The sequence below is a fragment of the Nitratireductor sp. XY-223 genome (genome assembly GCF_004959855.1).
Classification (GTDB): Bacteria; Pseudomonadota; Alphaproteobacteria; order Rhizobiales; family Rhizobiaceae; genus Hoeflea_A.
Map to the genome: position 1 here is coordinate 33,062 of NZ_SPNT01000017.1, position 16,263 is coordinate 49,324.

The following is a 16,263-nucleotide window of genomic DNA, read 5'->3' on the forward strand; positions in this document are numbered from 1 at the left end:
GCGCAAGGCCATGCGGCGATCACCGGCTACAACGCCAGCATCCGGGTCGATGGGAACGACGGCGACAATACGGATCAGCCGGCGCGGTGCGCCAGCCTGACCGGCACCTGCAAGCTCAACGGCGTCAATCCGCAGGTCTACCTGACCGACACCCTGCGCCGGATCATCGACATGCACCCCCAGTCACGCATCGACGAACTCATGTCCTGGAACTTCGCCCCTACAATCCCGGGCGTCACCCGTCAACAAGGGTAACGGCGCGGCGCTTGCGAATTGCCCCCCTCAGGCAACAAAGATGAAGTCATCATCGGTCAAGGTTGTCGCGACCACGTTCTCCAGTGTGATCCTGTCACCAGTCTCCCCGAAGCCGGTTATCACGGTATTTTGCCCGTCCTGTGTGATGGTCAGGTTGGCTTTCGTCCTGCTCGCGTTGCCCCCGATCTCGATCCGGTCGACATATTCGATACCCAAATTCAAGTCCACAATCGATGGCCTGGTAAAATCCTTGATCGTATCCTGGCCGCTGCCCGCGCCGAACACGAAAATGTCGTCACCGGGACCACCGGTCATCGTGTCGTTGCCCGCGCCGCCGATCATCCTGTCGTTGCCGCCATGGCCCCAGAGCGTGTCCGTGCCATCGCCGCCATCCAGCGTGTCGTTGCCCGTGCCTCCGTAGAGCGTGTCAGTGCCGTCATCGCCCCACATCCGGTCGTTTCCGGCCCAGCCCCGCATGGTGTCGTTGTCAGCCCCGCCCCGCATCGTGTCGTTTCCTGCGCCACCCTCCAGCGTGTCGTTTCCTGTGCCGCCCTCCAGCGTGTTGTTGCCATTGCCGCCGTACAGCTTGTCGTTGCCCGCGCCGCCGTACATCTTGTCGCTGCCGCCCTCACCCCGCATGGTGTCGTTGCCAGCCCCGCCCCACATGCTGTCGTGGTCGCCGCCGCCCCACATACTGTCGTCGCCGGCGTCGCCCCACATGCGGTCGTTGCCTGCGTCGCCCCACATCTGGTCCTTGTCGCCGCCACCGTACATGCTGTCGTTGTCGCCGCCGCCCCAGAGCTTGTCCTCGCCTTCGTTTCCGTAGAGCACATCGTTGCCGGCATTGCCGTACAGCTGGTCAACGCCCAAGCCGCCGTAGAGATGGTCGCGACCCTCCCCGCCGTAGAGAAAATCGTCGCCCTCGCCCCCATAGATGAAGTCGTTGCCATCACCGCCCCGCACCACATCGCCGTCCCCGCCGCCGTAGATGAGATCGTTACCGTCGCCGCCTTCGATCCGGTCAGCGCCGTCCCCGCCCCAGATCAGGTCATTGCCCCCGAGGCCCCTGATGGTGTCATCACCGTCCTCGCCGGACAACTCGTCGCGTTCCGACGTGCCCTCGATGGTGTCGCCGGTTCCCGTGCCGTCAAACCCGAGAGGCTCGGGCGGCGTCAGGCTCGCCACGAAGCTGAAATCCGCCGCAACCAGTGCCGTCTTGCCGCCCGTGAAGATAACCCTGATTTCGGATGAATCCGGCAATGTGATGATCGCGTCGCCGCTTGCATAGGTGATATTCAGATCATCGAACGTCAAGCCGTCCGCAAAACCGCTGAGCTCGATCCTGTCACCGGCCTTGAAATCGTGAATAGTATCCCGGTAGGTCACGTTAGTACCGTCGGAGTTTGTGAAGGCATCCGTTCCGTTGCTAAAGACGAATGTATTTGTGCCCGCGCCGCCGTAGAGCGCGTCGGTGCCGCGCCCGCCGAAGAGCCGGTCATTGCCGGTGCCGCCGCGCAGCGTGTCATTGCCCTTGCCGCCGAAGAGCATGTCGTTGCCCGCGCCACCCTCCAGCGTGTCGTTGCCCCGACCCCCATGGAGACGGTCGTTGCCGTCGCCGCCGTTGAGCGTGTCGTTGCCCTTGCCGCCGCGCAGCGTGTCGTCGCCCCTGCGGCCCGATATGGTGTCATCGCCTTCCCGGCCGTATATCTGGTCGTTGCGGGCATCGGCAGCTTCGGTGCCGACGTCGCCGGTGATTGTGTTCGCGGCTTCGTCGCCGATGTGATATCTGACTGCGCTCATCTTCTTCAAGTCCTCCTATTGGGTTTCATGTGGACCGCCCGCAGCGCTGCCGCATGGGCTCATGCGGAAACCGGGTCGAATTAGGGTTTCAAGGGTTGGGCATCCGGAGCCAGGCAGGAACATGGCCGCAGAAGATTGCGCGCACCACAGCAGGTCAGGGGCCATGGAATGTCCCTGCTCGCCTGTAAAGCGGTGCGCGAAAGTTCAGGAAAATGGTCAGGGGACTGTGAAGCTCCGGCGAGCTGGCCGTCAGACCGACCGTACAGACCAGAGCCTCGAGAACGCGCGCAAGTCATCCCCCGATGACAGATGATGCGGCGGGGTCTGTGGCTGTCAACTGCAAATGCGCGCGCGTCTCTCGGGTCAACTGCTTGGAGGTCTCGTCCAGGCACACATAAACCGTTTCGTCGCGTGCCATGTTCTTTCCTCTCCCGTGATTGCGTGTCGTGCGCCCGCTGCAGCACCCTGTTGCGATACCGTGTCAACCGGCGGTCTGCGGACAGCTTGCCTGGAAGTGTACCCCCCCCCCTTTGGGGATGTGACTATGAAATCAATAGGCAACGCGCCGGACCGGGCCGCCCGAACCGGACCGCCATGCCCGACACGCGGAACTGCCCGCCAGGCGCAATGCGCCAATACACCGGCCCAGCGGGCGCAACCGGCGCGGGTGCCTTGCCCTGCCGGCATTCAGAACGACCTTACGACACCCAGTTCGATGACGTTGCGCCTGTAGTCGTGCAGCGTGATGTTGCTGTCGCGCCGTTCGTGTCGCAGGGTGAGTTGCGGCGTGAAGCCGCCAATGTCGATGTTCCGGTTGGACAGCGTCGTCCACAGCGCGTAGGTCGTGTCCCGCCGCGCCTGCGGCCCGAACAGCGGGCGCGGGGCGCCGTAATCGCGCCGGTCCAGCGTTGCCGCACGTACACTTCGGGATGCAGGACGGACCGGCCGAACAGGAAGAGCGGGCCTGGAAAGCGTCAGCCTGCCGGCGGCAGCAAGCGGTCCAGCAGGACGAGAATGCCGAGGCCGCCGATCATCAGGCCGCCGAGCTTGATAACCATGCGCTGCTCGAGCAGGGCCAGCTTGTCATCCACGCTCTTGTCGAGCGCCTTCAGCTTGTCATCCACGCTCTCATTGAGCGCCTTCAGATCGTCCTTCGTGGCAAGTTTCTCGATCACCCGGTCGCTCAGATCGCGGCCGAGATTGACCAGGCTCTCGGTCTGCTTCTCGTTGAAGCCGCCCTTCTTCAGGTCTTCGGCAAGCTTGAGTGTGTCTATCATCAGCATGTTCGTCTCCGTTCCCTGTGATATAGACCATTGCCTCGCGGCGGGAAAGACCGGGACCCCCTGTGGGGCCCCGGTCCGTTCGTCATTTCCTCGCCTTCGGCTTCGCCGCCGGCTTTGGCTCCTCCTCCTTCCTGTCGAAGCTGTCCGACCCGATGCGGCCGGTGATGTTGAACTTTGCGATATTGATAATCGTACTCTCCCGGGGTTGTGTTTCGATGGGCGTGAACAGGGCGCGGGTTCCGCGCCATGTCCATCCATGAGAAACACGACAACGCGGGAGGGTGCGGCGCATGGCCTCCTGCATCGCCTTCGCCGACAGCCAGGGGGTCATCGACGCCGCCGGGACCGTTGCGGCCCCGATGCGCAGGTCCGGCTTCACCGGACGGCCGGTATGACCGGATCACATGGCAAGTGCTCGCGGACGGGCGTCTGCATGCGCCCGGGGCGCAGGCAGGCCCGGCGCGGGGCGGGCACGGAACGTGCCGAACGGACCGGTGCCGTCGCGGGGTGCAGGCTTGACCGCCGCGCCGGCGCGGGCCATACCGGGCGCGCCGGAACCTGGAACTGAGCCATGGAAGAAGGGTCCGGTTACGCGCCCCGTCGCTCCACCGCGGCGGGGCGCACACGGGCGAACCACCGCCGATCGATCGCGCGTTGCGCTCATGGAATATATTCCTGTCTTGCGATCGACCGGAATCGGGCAAGGCTGCAATTCGGCGGCCTCGCTGAGGTCTGCGGAATCGGCAGGCGCAGAATAGGCGCTGCCGGGACCGGCAGGGCTGGCATCGACGAAGCGTCCTTCCCGGAAATGCCCGACGAGCGCGGCGCGCGTGTCCTTCACCCGCCGGCGCGGCTGAATGGGCGTTCCCTCGCAGACAGCTTCCAGCGCCGGACGCGACAGGCACGCAAGGAAGTCCTCCGTGCCCATATTCGCGAGCCACTTTTGATTCCTGGAAGGATGGTTTGACGCGGGGCTGAGGATGTTGAGGGTTCGTTTGAGGTTGTAGGCGATTGCGGTGAAGTGCGTTTGCAGACGGGCTTTTGCGATGCCTCGCCATTGCATGCGGCGGAAACCACAGGAGCGTTTCCAGGTTCCGAAGATCTTCTCGATCCGACAGCGAATGGCATGAATGGCCGCGTTCCGATCCGCCATCTTCTTTTCTGCCTGCGCCAGTGCCACGGGATCGTCTTTCGTCCAAACGCCGGTTTGGACCACAAAGGCCACACCACCGCGCAGTGTCACGGCGTCCGCAAAGACCTGCCCCCGACAGGCCCCCGACAGGCCCCCGACAGGCACTGTCGGCATACACATCGCCAGGATCGTCGGGAGGCACATGTTCGCCATTCCTCCCATCGTGGGCATTGCCCGGCGTGAGCGCCAGTTCCTCAACCAGCGACGTGGCCGCATCCGCGCCGACATGCGCCGATCCGATCCGCAAGCTGTTCCAGACGATACCGGGCGTCGGTCCACTGACAGCTCTCGCGTTCAAGGCGACCATTGAAGATCCCGGCCGTTTCAAGAAATCGAAACTGGTTCCGGCGCATCCAGTTAGGGCCAACGCCGCGGGTCTGTCAATCGGGAGAGATCGACCGGTCGGGGCATGTCTCCAATTCCGGCGACAGGCGCATGCGCTATCTGCTGGTCGAGGCTGCGACCTCGACGATGCTGGTGTCGAAGAAATGGCGCTCCCTCAAAGCGTGGGCGATGAAGGTCGCAAAGCGATCCGGGACAACAAAGGCGACTGTTGCGCTCGCGCGCCGCATCGCCATCGTCATGCATCAGATATGGATCACGGGCAAATGCTTCCGCTTCGGCAATGATGATCAATCTGGCGCCGTGACCACCTGACCTGAGATTGCGCCGGAGACGTTCAGCTCCGAGGGGAAACGTCAGTCCGTCGCGATCCCTGTGCCGGTCAGTGCGGGGCCATCCCTGTGATCACCAGAGCACGTGCCGTCAGCGAGGACGACCACCTCATCGAAACCCATCATGGAGCGCAATACATACTATCCGCATCGGACCTGACCGATTCCGACTTCATCTTCGTTGCCTGACGGCGACCAGAGCATTTCACGTCTCCATGATCCGCCCGGGATTATAGCCGCTGCGCGCTTGCGCATCGTCATTTTGCCTTGCGGTCCGCCGCACCGGACATCCCGGAAGTCGGCGCCGCCGCCGCTGCCGGTGATGCCGCCGGAGCGGGCGTGTCCGTACCGCTGGCGGGCCTGTCGCGCGCCGCCAGATGGCGGATGATGTCGCGGTGATCGCGGACGAATTCGAGCGTTGCGAGCACGCTTTGAAGACGCAGGACATGTTCCTCCATCCGGCTGCGTTCGGCGCCGCGCGCGCGGCTCATCCCGCACCGGCGCCGTTCCAGGATCCCGGCAACCTCATCGATCTGCGCGTAGATGGACCGTTTTGCCATGGTTTCTTCCCCTTGTGCGGCCTTGCCGGCTCATTCACGCCATCCGAGGCACAAGGCGGCGAAGATTGGCGGGCATTGCGCCCGTGCCAGGGCGGGAAAGGCGCCGCCCGACCGTACCCTTCGCAGCTTTGCGACGCTCCGCCGCACCGGGTGCCGGCTTGCGGGCGGGTTTCAGGGCTTGTCCCGGACCGCGGCGGCGCTAGACGGCCAGCGCGCTGGCCAGTTTGACCAGCCGGTCGCGGATTTTCGGATCGCCGATCCCGACGAAGGCGCGGTTGAGGCGAAGGCCCTGCGGTGACGACAGGAATTCCAGAACGCGGTCCGTGTCCGACGGGCCGACGGCGCGCGGCTGTTCGGGCGACGGATCGCCAGGCGCATCCTCGAAGAAGAAGGCCACCGGCGTTTTCATCAGCTGGGCGATATGCCACAGCCGGCTGGCGCCGACGCGGTTCGTGCCCCTTTCGTATTTCTGGACCTGCTGGAAAGTGATGCCGAGCGCCGAGGCAAGCTTTTGCTGGCTCATGCCGAGCGTGTTGCGGCGCAGCCGGATGCGCGCGCCGACATGCACATCGACGGGATGCGGTTTCCTCGGCAGGACGGTTGTCGATCCGGCAGTTCTCATGCGGGGATTGTATCGTTCCCGAAGCCGCGGCACAAGACACCAACTACAGACTTTGTTTACGCGGCTGCTGACATGATAGGCGTTTATGGCGTCATCAGGCGGCGAATGAACGAGGCCATAGTCCTTGTGCTGTTCTTCCGTAAACCATGTGTTTAAATCCGCATCCTGGACCACCACGACGAAACGGCAGCGGTGATGCCGGATGTTGCTCGATTTGGGAAGTACCGCAAAGCGTGGGACAATCACGCTGCGAGAGCGGTCCCTTTGGATATTTACGTGCACCTGAATGTTTGTTACATCCGTGCCCGGCACCACTGCTCCGCACTTTGCGGTACTTCGTACTTCCCAATCTGACTTTACTTATCCGTTCGGTGTACGAAAGACCTGATCCATGCGCTTCGTTCTCGCCCTTCTTTTCGTCTCTATTTTCGCGACCACACCGGTCGCTGCGACCACTCTGACGGGCATTGCCAGTGTCGTTGACGGCGATACTCTGGAAATTCGCGGCCAGCGGGTTAGACTGCATGGGATCGATGCGCCGGAAAGCCGTCAGCTGTGCATGACGGCCGAGGGCCAACGCTGGCGCTGTGGGCAGCAGGCGGCATTTGCCCTGGCCGACAGGATCGGCCGCGGGCAGGTCAGCTGCACCGCGCGCGACACCGATCGATATGGCCGCATTATTGCGGTATGCCACCAGGACGGCGTCGACCTGAACGGTTGGCTCGTGCGCGAAGGGTGGGCCGTCGCCTATCGCAGATACAGTCGGGACTATATCCGCGCTGAGACGGATGCCCGCGCTGTAGGGCGCAATATCTGGTCCGGGCGCTTTGACATGCCATGGGACTGGCGCCGCGCACAGCGCGGCGGATGACGCGGACCGACACGCCTCGGACCGAGGTCCTGGCGGGCCTTGTTGAGCGTGTGACGTTTCACAACGCAGAAAACGGCTTTTGCGTGCTGCGCGTGAAAGCCCGGGGTCACCGGGATCCGGTTACGACCGCGGGCCATGCCGCGATGATTTCCGCGGCGGAGTGGATCACGGCTTGCGGGGGCTGGATCAACGACCGCAGCCATGGGCTGCAGTTCAAGGCGCAGTTTGTGCGCACCTGTGCCCCGTCCTCGATCGACGGCATCGAGAAATACCTCGGCTCTGGCATGATCCGGGGCATCGGCCCGGTCTATGCCAAGCGCATGATCCGGATGTTCGGCAAGGATGTCTTCGATATCATCGAGGCCGCGCCGGAACGCCTGCGCGCGGTCGAGGGCATCGGCCCGAAACGCGCCGACAAGATCACCTGCGGGTGGGCGGACCAGAAAGTGATCCGCGAGATCATGGTGTTTCTTCACAAGCATGGCGTGGGCACTGCCCGGGCGGTGCGGATCTTCAAGACCTATGGCACGGACGCCGTGCAAGTGATGAGCGAGAACCCTTACCGTTTAGCCAAGGACATCCGCGGCATCGGGTTTCGGACCGCGGACATGATCGCGGAAAAGCTCGGCGTCGGGAAAACCGCCATGATCCGGGTGCAGGCGGGGATTTCATATGCGCTGAGCGAGGCCATGGGGGATGGCCATTGCGGTCTGCCACGTCAGGACCTTGCAGGTCTCGCAGCCAAGCTGCTCGAGGTGCCGTCAGATCTGATCGAGACCGCGATGCAGGAAGAGTTGCAGGAGGGAACCGTGATCGCAGATCGGGTGGGCGAGACCGACTGCGTGTTTCTCGCGGGGCTCTATCACGCTGAAAAGGGCATGGCGCAGCAGATCTCTCGGATCGGGAAAGGGTGCCTGCCCTGGCCGGAAATCGATGCGGACAAGGCGCTGCCCTGGATCGAACGGAAAACCGGCCTGAGCCTTGCCACAGGCCAGGCCGATGCCATCCGCCTTGCTCTGGCCTCCAAGATCATGGTGATCACCGGCGGGCCGGGCGTGGGCAAGACGACGACCGTCAATTCGATCCTGCGCATTCTGTCAGTCGGAAATTGCTCTGCTATCACACCGCCATGGCAAAACCTGATCCATATCTTGCACGTATCGAAGCGTTCAACACGATACGGGGGGGTGGTGTGACAATCACCAGGATACGGAACGGCTACAATCTCCACCTCACGGACACAGAGGCACCGATCGCCCGACTTCAGCCAACCGGTTCTGGTGACGAAATGAGGATAATGTTCTGGTCCTACCGAGAGCGGTGGCAAGATGTTGGAGACTTCGCAGGGATCATTTTGCCCCTCGACCAAGCGCTGGAAGAAATCTCAACAAACGAAATCTTCTGGACATGGACGTGGCTGGTTTTTGTACAAAGTCGAGTTCAGATATCGGGACAGCGATGTTTATCCTCATCGCGACGGTCCGGCCGGCCCCGGAACGGTCCGAGCGCGGCCTCAAGCAGGGCGACGTTGCGCGCCGCCGATCTCTCCCGGGCAAGGAAGTTCGCCAGTTCGTCGCGGATGAGCCGGTCGATGACGCCCGATACGCCGTCCGGGGCGCCGCCGCGCCGGTCCAGCACCCAGGACCCGATCAGGATCATGCGCCGCGCCCGGTTGCGGCGCTGCTGCTCATGCGCGATGCCCGTGCCGGAGGCGATGGCGTCCGCCGGCCCTTCCTCCCATCGCGGATCGTCGAGGATCCCGGCCATGAAGGCGATGTTGGAGGCCGCCATGCGCGGATTCGCGTGGCCGGCAAGGTGATCGCGAAGATCGCCGGCGAGTTCGGCATGCAGGTCCGGCCCGTGGCGGAACTGCGCCGTCATGAAGCCGCCGAGCAGCGCCTTGACGCGGGCAAGGTCGGCGCGTTCCCTCTTCGCCTTGCGGTTCCTGAGCCGGCCGATCTCCTTCCCGCGCCTGTGCAGACGCGACAGGGCGCGCGGCTCCTGCGCCAGGGCGTCCTCAAGCAGGGTCCGCAGTTCCGGCTGCGTAAAGGCGAAGTCGAAGAGCCCCGCCTTCCATGCCGCCTTCAGCAACTGTTTCTCGGCCCGCCGCCGCATTGCCGGAAGCTGCGCCTCGAGCGCGGCGATGCGTTCCGCGTCGGAACGCATGGGACCGCGGCTGCCACGTCCCGAAGCCGGCTTCGATATCGTGTCTTTCGCCATGAACGTCCTTCTCGTCCACGCACACTTGCCCGCGCACACTTACCCGCGCAATGCCTGCGCCCGCGCGTCATCCGCGGCCCCTGCGCCTTTCTCCCGGGCCTGTTTTCGGGGCTGCCGCCCCGCATCGCCGCCGGGCCTGCGCCCCGGCGCATCGCTGCCGTCCCTGCCGCCGAACAACTTTACAGCCTTTCAGAAATCGCAGGCCAACCGCAACTCAAGAAGGCCGATTCTCTCAGAGCCGGATTCAAAAGTTATTCAAACGTAACAATACCTTGCGAGACGCCGCGTCATGAACCGGATGCTTGCTATGAACGCCCACGCGGTTGAGTTCTGGATGGTCCTCTCCCAGTCCCGGGCCAGTCTGCGGCAGCGCCCGAGCCAGGCAAAAGTGCGTTCCACCACCCATCGACGCGGCAGAACCTTGAAACCGACTGCGCTGTCGCAGCGCTTGACGGTCTCGACCGTCCAGTCGCCATGCCCCGCGAGCGCCGCTCGCAACTTCGGTCCCGCATAGGCGCCATCGGCGAAGATGTGGCGCAGCCAGGGGAAGCGGTCGCCGACAGCCCTGAGCAGGTCGCAGGCCCCGTCCCTGTCCTGAATGTTGGCGGCGTGAACGATGATGAACAGCATCAGGCCGATCGTATCGGTGACGATGTGTCGCTTGCGGCCCTTGACCTTCTTGCCGGCGTCATAGCCGCGAACGCCCCCGCTTTCGGTGGTTTTCACGCTCTGGCTGTCGATCACGCCGGCCGTCGGTGAAGCCGCGCGGCCTTCCAGTTCGCGGGTATTGAGGACCAGGAGGTGATTGATGGCTGCAAAAAGACCAATGCGGCTCCAGGTGTAGAAATAGCCGCGTACCGTTGATACCGGTGGGAACTGCTTCGGCAGCATGCGCCACTGGCAGCCGCTGGTTGCGATATAAAGGATCGCGTTCATCACCTCGCGCATATCGGTCGTACGCGGTCGTCCACCCCGTTTTGCCGGCGGAATGAACGGGGCAAGTATCGCCCATTCCCCATCGGTTAAATCGCTTGGAAATCTCAAATGGTCTCTGTTATGTTCGGCGCGGGCGATATCATTCCATGGCATCGTGATTCTCCATCTTCTTTGAAAAGACTGTTGAATCACAAACCATTGATATCGCTCAACTACTTTTAAATCCGGCTCTCAGGGATAGCGGCGAACACGGAATCTCTCGCCTGCAAATTCGATGACGTCAGACATGCTCAATAGGTGGACTGTTGATGCAGATGGTCTTTTGCTGCGGAGCGCCAGCGAAAGGCCGGAACCTGACCAGGCCATTGCCGCTACCAGGCCAGATCGGTTTCGGTGAAATCATCGCCATTGTATGCTATCCGCAACCGGTACGCTTGGGCGCAGGCATAGGCGAAGCAGTCGCCCATGTTGAGGCGCGCTGGATGATTGACGATCTTGCCGTATCGCTGCGCGGCATCGAGGGCCTTGCTGCCCACGTCGCCGCTGATCATCGTTTCCCTCGCGGCCATATCGGCTATAAACTGGTCGACCAACCGCCGCGCCTTGTCGAGCATAGCCGGTGTAGCAGGCTTGTTTGGACCTTCAACCTCGGCAAACTGCCGCGTCAGCGACAAGACGGCTTCCATTCGGGTAACTGCCGACACGTAGAACGGGCCATCATGCGGTGTCAGCCGATTCATGAGGTCGTCTGCATCATCTTCCAGGCCGATGATTGCCACGATGACCGACGCATCAATAAACAGCATCAGTCTCCCCCCACAGTTCATCCGTGACCTTCTTGTGATCAAGGTGAACCATTGGCCCAGCCTCGCGGGCCATGGCAAGGGTCTTTGCAAGACGATCGCGAACATGCAGTTTGGTCTTGCGGTTGTCGATCTCGTGCTTGAGCGCCAGTTTGACAGCCTCGACCTTGCTGGATTTGGTGAGGCCGATAAGTTCCTCGGCGAGTTTGTCGACCTCGGGGTCTTTGATATAGAGCGGCATAAGAGCATATCCTTTCGAGGATATATTGATATCCTCTTCCTCATATGCCGACAATGAAAAATGCAGGCTCAGTTCGGAAATCGCATGCATCAGACTCCAATCGCGTTGGCCAGACAGGATCTGGACGATGCGTCAAGCAGTTCACAACGTTCAAACCATCGCATGCAGTTCCCCGGATACTTGCTCGAAACGCCACGACAGCGCCGCAGGAAACCTTCAGCGCACCATGTCTTGTTGGCGGTGGTGATGGGTCACTGCCATGGTCAGGATTATGTCGGACATGCGGTATCGGTAAAGTGCGATACCGCATGGCAGGAATCAAAACGATAGCCCGGCGAATGCGCTGCCTTTGTCATCAGCGAACCAAGGTATGCGGATCGCAGGCGACACGCGCATCGTCCGCGGGAAACCCCCAACATTCTCGAACGCCCGCGGATGACGATGTCAACACGTCCTGTGTTGCGCCCCTGTGCAATGGCCTGACGGTCCGGCGTATCGCGGTCCGGGAGGCGCCGGGAGCCTCGCGTTGAACGGCGCCGGCCGCGCATACCGCAATCCCGTTCAATACAGGCGTGCCGGCAATAAAGGCGTGCCGGCGGCTTGATCCACACCCGGTTCGGCCCGCTGATACGATGCCGCATAGTCTGCCGTGAAGGCACGATCCCCTTCAGTCTGCGCCGAGCGGCGGGCTGCTTGCGGCGGTGAGCCGTCAGAACATGCCGGTTCCAAGGCGGCGCTGCCCCTTTCCGGCCCAGGTGTCGGGCCTTGCGGCCCGGTCCGGTCCGGCGCGGTTGCCTATTCATTCCATAGCCACATTCCCCAAGGGGGGGGGGTAACCTTTCCTGTGACGCGGGCGCGCCGCCGGCGCCGCGGCGAGAATTCCTCGACCCCGACGACAAGACAACCATGTGGGAATTCGGACGCTCGGGTACCATCGTTATTTTGCAAAGGGAGGGTTAAGCATGCGCCACAATCAGAGCTTTCATCAATGGCTATCGGACTATACTTTCGAGATCGGGCCTTCACTTTTCGAACGCACTTCGGATGAGACCATACGGGGCACTGCCAATTCGGATAATATATACGGCGGCTCGGGAAACGACACGATATTCGGAAACTAGGGCGATGACTGGATTTACGGCGGCCGAGAGGAAGGCAACGACCGTATCTGGGGTGGCGATGGAGACGACAGGATTTATGGCGGCGATGGGAACAACAGGATTTATGGGGGAGACGGAAACGACAGGCTGAGCGCTGCCGACGGGAATGATGTCATCCGGGGCGGCAAGGGCGATGACTGGATTCATGGCAATAGTGGAGATGACACGCTAGGCGGCGGCAAGGGCGACGACACCCTGAACGGCGGCGCTGGAAATGACAGGCTGATCGGTGGTATGGGCAACGACACCCTGAACGGTGGCTCGGGTGCGGATACCTATGTGTTCGGCGGCAACAGCAATGGCCACGACACGATAATAGCATTTGGAAAAAGGTGGACCGGCCAGGAGTATGTGGAAGAAGACGGAGACGTTATCGAGATCAAGGGCGGAAAGGCAACGAAATTCTCCGATCTGACCATCACGACCAACGCGGAGGGCAACGTGGTGATCACCGGCTACGCGGATGACAGCAGCATCACGCTGCTTAACGCCACCGCCTCCGAACTCACCGAGTCCGATTTCACCTTCGTCTGAGGCTCTGTATAATCTGCACAAACTGTATAGGAGATATCATGCGACTATTACTATTTCATTTTCTCGGGGAACCCATATATTACGATAACTCGTTAGTCCAATGGGACCTGCAAGGCGACAACGAATGGCAGGGCAACGATGGCAATGACACGCTCTGGGGCGGTGGAGGCCATGACCGTCTGTGGGGCTATAAAGGAGACGACACTATAGCTGGAGGCACGGGCAATGACACGCTCTGGGGCGGCAGCGGCGATGACACACTGATCGGCAACGAGGGCAACGACAGGCTTCATGGTGGCACCGGCGACGACAGGATGAGTGGCGACGAGGGCAACGATACGCTGAAGGGCGGCAAAGGCAATGACCAGTTGGGCGGCGGTGCCGGTGACGACACCATCCATGGCGGTAAGGGCGACGACGAAATTAATGGTGGTAATGGTTCCAACACTCTGACTGGAGGTAAGGGTGAGGACACGTTTGTGTTTAGTTGGACGGGCAGTTCGGACACCATTACGGATTTCGAGGTGGGGAAAGACAAGCTGGAGTTTGACTATCCTTTTGTTTATTGGGATAAACTGGGCTTTGGCGAAGTGGCGGAATTCGACGATCTTACCATCGAAAACAACTCGAATGGGGATGCGGTCGTCACTGGATATGGTCACGGCAACAGTGTCACGCTGGAAGGCGTGGATGCATCCGAACTCAGCGAGTCCGACTTCACCTTCGTCTGAGGCTCTGTCAGGGCATCGCATCGACGCCCATCGTATTGCCGGGAGCGCCTGCCAGGCGCCGCCCCGGGGTTGAGCGCTTGCGCGCAACAGCGCCGGAAACAGGACTGCGACGGGCAGTGCGAGGACATTGCCGCTCCATGCGATTGCGCCGGCCGCGGCGGCGCAGGCAACAGGAGCGCGTGCGGCGATCGTGTCACGGACCGAAGGCGAACAACGGTTCGGCCAGTCCGAGAACGCCGCCATCCAGGCCCGGCCCGAAATATCGCGAGTCACAGGAGCCTTTGGAGGGAGAATGGAGAAACAGGAAACCCGGCGGCACCGCACTTGCCGGGACGGGGTGTGAGCGGCCGCAATCAGGCAGGGGCGGGGCGGCCGTGAACGAAAGACCTCCCACACGAACATTGCCCGCAGCGCATGCAAACCATAGGTCGCGTGCCACAGGAAGGGGCTAAATCTGCAGCACAAAGCGAGAGGGATGAAATCCATGGAAATCTCGTCCGGTTTGCGTCGAACACTGCTGCTGGCCGCTGCACTCGGCGTGGCGGCACTGGCACCTGCGGGTGTCTCGGCTGAAACCATCCTCGGCGCCATGGCCAAAGCCTATGAGAACAACCCGGACCTGAACGCGGCGCGCGCCGGGCTTCGCGCCACGGACGAGGGCGTTGCCATCGCAAAATCCGGGTACCGCCCGACCATCGCGGGATCAGCGAGCGTCTCCGGTAAGCGTGTTGACGGCGGCGGCCGGCCGGTGACGGTCGACAGCCTCGACTCGTCGGTCGGCGTGACGTTCACGCAATCGCTGTTCGACGGATTTCGGACGAGGAACAATGTCCGCGCGGCGCAGGCCAATGTGTTCGGCGGCCAGCAGAGCCTGCTGAACACGGAAATGACAATCCTGCTGTCGGCGGCGCAGATCTATGCCAATGTCGTGCGCGATGCCCGGATCGTTCGCGTCCGGCGGCAGAATCTCGAATTCCTGCGCGAGCAGCGCAACGCGGCGCAGGCGCGGTTCGATGTCGGCGAAGGCACCCGAACCGACATCGCCCTTGCCCAGGCACAGCTTGAATCAGCACGCGCGTCCCTGCTTTCCGCCCAGGCGCAGTACAAATCGAGCGTTGCGGTCTATGTTCAGATCATCGGCATCGCGCCGAAGAACCTGAAATCGCCGAGCCCGACGCGCAAGGCCATTCCCGGATCGTCGTCCAGTGCGGTCGAGATCGGGCTGCGCGAGCATCCCAACATTCTGAGCGCCCAATATTCGGTAGACGCGGCCGCGTTCACGGTGAAGGCCGCGGAAGGTGCGCTGCTGCCGAGCGTTTCGCTCTCGGGATCGGTCAGCCATGCCGATGGCGGCACGACATCCGGCAGCGTTTCGGCGGCGCTCAGTGTCCCGGTCTACCAGGGCGGCGCCGCTTCGGCGACCGTGCGGCAGGCCAAGGAGACGCTCGGGCGGGCGCGCATGCTGGTCGATTCGGCGCGCCGCGAAGTGCAGCAGAATATCGTCACCGACTGGGCTCAGCTGGAAGCATCGAAAGCATCGACCGCGGCAAACGTTGCGCGGGTCCAGGCCGCGCAACTGGCATTGCAGGGCGTTGTCGAGGAGCGCAAGGTCGGACAGAGCACGACCCTCGATGTGCTCGAGACGCAGTCCAACGTGCTGTCCGCGCAGGAAAGCCTTGCCCAGTCCCGGCGTGACGCGGTCGTCGCCAGCTACAGCCTGCTGAGTTCCATGGGCCGGCTGACGGTGTCGCGGCTTGGCCTGAGAGTGGCCAAATACCGGCCCGAAAAACACTACGATGCCGTCAAGGACAAGTGGTTCGGACTGCGCACCGTGGATGGCCGCTAATCGACTTTGCTACGGATAATCGAGGGCGCTTCTTCCGGGCCCGGTTATATTTGTCGCAACCACAAGCAATTCGCCGCCCCCGATATAGCGTAGGACACGGCGCGCCCGGGCGCCCGCTCCATCTGTCCTGATCTTGCGCCCGGAATTCCTGGCGCGGCGGTTGCGCGGACCGGTGGCGCCGGCTGCCGAGGGCCGTTCTGGCCCATTTGACCCGGGCGCCCTGTTTCCCGGCCGGCGCTTTTGCGATGGCTGGCCGATGGCCCTGCGTCGGCATGTTGAAGGGCCGCGTTGCTCAGGCGCGTCGGATCTGTTGCCTGAAAGACGCAGTGTCTGTTTTCCTGTCGGGCGGGGTGTCTGTTCCGGGGCGTTTGCCTATTGATTTCATAGTCACATCCCCAAGGGGGGGGGGGTACCCTTCCGGGCAAGCTGTCCGCAGACCGCCGGTTGACACGGTATCGCAACAGGGTGCTGCAGCGGACGCACGACACGCAATCACGGGAGAGGAAAGAACATGGCACGCGACGAAACGGTTTAT

15 protein-coding genes and 4 pseudogenes are annotated in these 16,263 nt (G+C 62.4%); 7 read left to right on the plus strand and 12 right to left on the minus strand.

What is annotated here, in order from left to right; genetic code table 11:
• Positions 1-90 precede the first annotated feature (90 nt).
• Positions 91-255, plus strand: a pseudogene (locus E4M07_RS29700) (transposase domain-containing protein); the annotation flags it as partial.
• Positions 256-282: 27 nt separating this feature from the next.
• Here the strand turns inward: E4M07_RS29700 and E4M07_RS26540 are convergent.
• The 5 genes and pseudogenes from E4M07_RS26540 to E4M07_RS29935 all read right to left on the minus strand — a co-directional run.
• Complete coding sequence (locus tag E4M07_RS26540; protein ID WP_136661439.1) at positions 283-2,055, minus strand: calcium-binding protein; 1,773 nt, start codon at positions 2,053-2,055, stop codon at positions 283-285.
• A 974-nt stretch (positions 2,056-3,029) separates the two neighbouring features.
• Positions 3,030-3,338 (minus strand): hypothetical protein, encoded by a 309-nt coding sequence (locus tag E4M07_RS26550; RefSeq protein WP_136661440.1) that lies wholly within the window; start codon positions 3,336-3,338, stop codon positions 3,030-3,032.
• Positions 3,339-3,420: 82 nt separating this feature from the next.
• Complete coding sequence (locus E4M07_RS26555; protein WP_136661441.1) at positions 3,421-3,669, minus strand: hypothetical protein; 249 nt, start codon at positions 3,667-3,669, stop codon at positions 3,421-3,423.
• Between the two features lie 456 nt (positions 3,670-4,125).
• Positions 4,126-4,278: pseudogene (locus E4M07_RS29715) on the minus strand (plasmid partitioning protein); the annotation flags it as partial.
• A 60-nt stretch (positions 4,279-4,338) separates the two neighbouring features.
• Positions 4,339-4,758: pseudogene (locus E4M07_RS29935) on the minus strand (transposase); the annotation flags it as partial.
• A 78-nt stretch (positions 4,759-4,836) separates the two neighbouring features.
• Here E4M07_RS29935 and E4M07_RS29940 point away from each other — a divergent pair.
• Positions 4,837-5,187 (plus strand): transposase, encoded by a 351-nt coding sequence (locus tag E4M07_RS29940; protein WP_136661443.1) that lies wholly within the window; start codon positions 4,837-4,839, stop codon positions 5,185-5,187.
• Between the two features lie 274 nt (positions 5,188-5,461).
• On the opposite strand, the gene E4M07_RS26575 is transcribed toward E4M07_RS29940, so the two are convergent.
• Positions 5,462-5,764, minus strand: a complete 303-nt coding sequence (locus E4M07_RS26575; RefSeq protein WP_136661444.1) for a hypothetical protein — start codon at positions 5,762-5,764, stop codon at positions 5,462-5,464.
• A 199-nt stretch (positions 5,765-5,963) separates the two neighbouring features.
• Complete coding sequence (locus E4M07_RS26580) at positions 5,964-6,386, minus strand: helix-turn-helix domain-containing protein (RefSeq protein WP_136661445.1); 423 nt, start codon at positions 6,384-6,386, stop codon at positions 5,964-5,966.
• Between the two features lie 391 nt (positions 6,387-6,777).
• Here E4M07_RS26580 and E4M07_RS26585 point away from each other — a divergent pair, with 391 nt between their 5' ends.
• Positions 6,778-7,257, plus strand: coding sequence for a thermonuclease family protein (locus E4M07_RS26585; protein ID WP_136661446.1), 480 nt, complete (start codon positions 6,778-6,780; stop codon positions 7,255-7,257).
• Complete coding sequence (locus tag E4M07_RS26590) at positions 7,224-8,453, plus strand: helix-hairpin-helix domain-containing protein (RefSeq protein WP_348640545.1); 1,230 nt, start codon at positions 7,224-7,226, stop codon at positions 8,451-8,453. The genes E4M07_RS26585 and E4M07_RS26590 overlap by 34 nt, the downstream gene beginning before the upstream one ends.
• Before the next feature lie 244 nt (positions 8,454-8,697).
• Here the strand turns inward: E4M07_RS26590 and E4M07_RS26595 are convergent, their stop codons facing one another.
• From E4M07_RS26595 to E4M07_RS26610, 4 genes are all read right to left on the minus strand, one after another.
• Positions 8,698-9,477 carry a hypothetical protein gene (locus E4M07_RS26595; RefSeq protein WP_136661447.1) on the minus strand — a complete coding sequence of 260 codons (780 nt, stop codon included), beginning with the start codon at positions 9,475-9,477 and terminating at the stop codon, positions 8,698-8,700.
• Positions 9,478-9,732: 255 nt separating this feature from the next.
• Positions 9,733-10,566 carry an IS5 family transposase gene (locus E4M07_RS26600; protein WP_136661448.1) on the minus strand — a complete coding sequence of 278 codons (834 nt, stop codon included), beginning with the start codon at positions 10,564-10,566 and terminating at the stop codon, positions 9,733-9,735.
• Positions 10,567-10,784: 218 nt separating this feature from the next.
• Complete coding sequence (locus E4M07_RS26605) at positions 10,785-11,219, minus strand: type II toxin-antitoxin system VapC family toxin (RefSeq protein WP_136661449.1); 435 nt, start codon at positions 11,217-11,219, stop codon at positions 10,785-10,787.
• Positions 11,206-11,547, minus strand: a complete 342-nt coding sequence (locus E4M07_RS26610) for a type II toxin-antitoxin system VapB family antitoxin (protein WP_246660630.1) — start codon at positions 11,545-11,547, stop codon at positions 11,206-11,208. Before E4M07_RS26610 ends, E4M07_RS26605 begins: the two co-directional genes overlap by 14 nt.
• A 1,211-nt stretch (positions 11,548-12,758) precedes the next feature.
• Here E4M07_RS26610 and E4M07_RS26620 point away from each other — a divergent pair.
• Positions 12,759-13,151 (plus strand): hypothetical protein, encoded by a 393-nt coding sequence (locus E4M07_RS26620; RefSeq protein WP_281405004.1) that lies wholly within the window; start codon positions 12,759-12,761, stop codon positions 13,149-13,151.
• Between the two features lie 38 nt (positions 13,152-13,189).
• Complete coding sequence (locus E4M07_RS26625; RefSeq protein ID WP_136661451.1) at positions 13,190-13,882, plus strand: calcium-binding protein; 693 nt, start codon at positions 13,190-13,192, stop codon at positions 13,880-13,882.
• Between the two features lie 193 nt (positions 13,883-14,075).
• Here the strand turns inward: E4M07_RS26625 and E4M07_RS29730 are convergent.
• Positions 14,076-14,201: pseudogene (locus tag E4M07_RS29730) on the minus strand (conjugal transfer protein TraF); the annotation flags it as partial.
• Between the two features lie 165 nt (positions 14,202-14,366).
• Between E4M07_RS29730 and E4M07_RS26635 the strand changes: the two are divergent.
• Positions 14,367-15,728 (plus strand): TolC family outer membrane protein, encoded by a 1,362-nt coding sequence (locus tag E4M07_RS26635; protein WP_136661453.1) that lies wholly within the window; start codon positions 14,367-14,369, stop codon positions 15,726-15,728.
• Positions 15,729-16,263 lie beyond the last annotated feature (535 nt).

Coding starts and splice junctions, on each gene's coding strand:
- E4M07_RS26585 (WP_136661446.1), top strand. CDS start 6,778: ATGCGCTTCGTTCTCGCCCTTCTTTTCGTCTCTATTTTCGCGACCACA.
- E4M07_RS26605 (WP_136661449.1), bottom strand. CDS start 11,219: ATGCTGTTTATTGATGCGTCGGTCATCGTGGCAATCATCGGCCTGGAA.
- E4M07_RS26610 (WP_246660630.1), bottom strand. CDS start 11,547: ATGCATGCGATTTCCGAACTGAGCCTGCATTTTTCATTGTCGGCATAT.
- E4M07_RS26580 (WP_136661445.1), bottom strand. CDS start 6,386: ATGAGAACTGCCGGATCGACAACCGTCCTGCCGAGGAAACCGCATCCC.
- E4M07_RS26635 (WP_136661453.1), top strand. CDS start 14,367: ATGGAAATCTCGTCCGGTTTGCGTCGAACACTGCTGCTGGCCGCTGCA.
- E4M07_RS26540 (WP_136661439.1), bottom strand. CDS start 2,055: ATGAGCGCAGTCAGATATCACATCGGCGACGAAGCCGCGAACACAATC.
- E4M07_RS26550 (WP_136661440.1), bottom strand. CDS start 3,338: ATGCTGATGATAGACACACTCAAGCTTGCCGAAGACCTGAAGAAGGGC.
- E4M07_RS26575 (WP_136661444.1), bottom strand. CDS start 5,764: ATGGCAAAACGGTCCATCTACGCGCAGATCGATGAGGTTGCCGGGATC.
- E4M07_RS26590 (WP_348640545.1), top strand. CDS start 7,224: ATGGGACTGGCGCCGCGCACAGCGCGGCGGATGACGCGGACCGACACG.
- E4M07_RS26625 (WP_136661451.1), top strand. CDS start 13,190: ATGCGACTATTACTATTTCATTTTCTCGGGGAACCCATATATTACGAT.
- E4M07_RS26595 (WP_136661447.1), bottom strand. CDS start 9,477: ATGGCGAAAGACACGATATCGAAGCCGGCTTCGGGACGTGGCAGCCGC.
- E4M07_RS26555 (WP_136661441.1), bottom strand. CDS start 3,669: ATGACCCCCTGGCTGTCGGCGAAGGCGATGCAGGAGGCCATGCGCCGC.
- E4M07_RS26600 (WP_136661448.1), bottom strand. CDS start 10,566: ATGCCATGGAATGATATCGCCCGCGCCGAACATAACAGAGACCATTTG.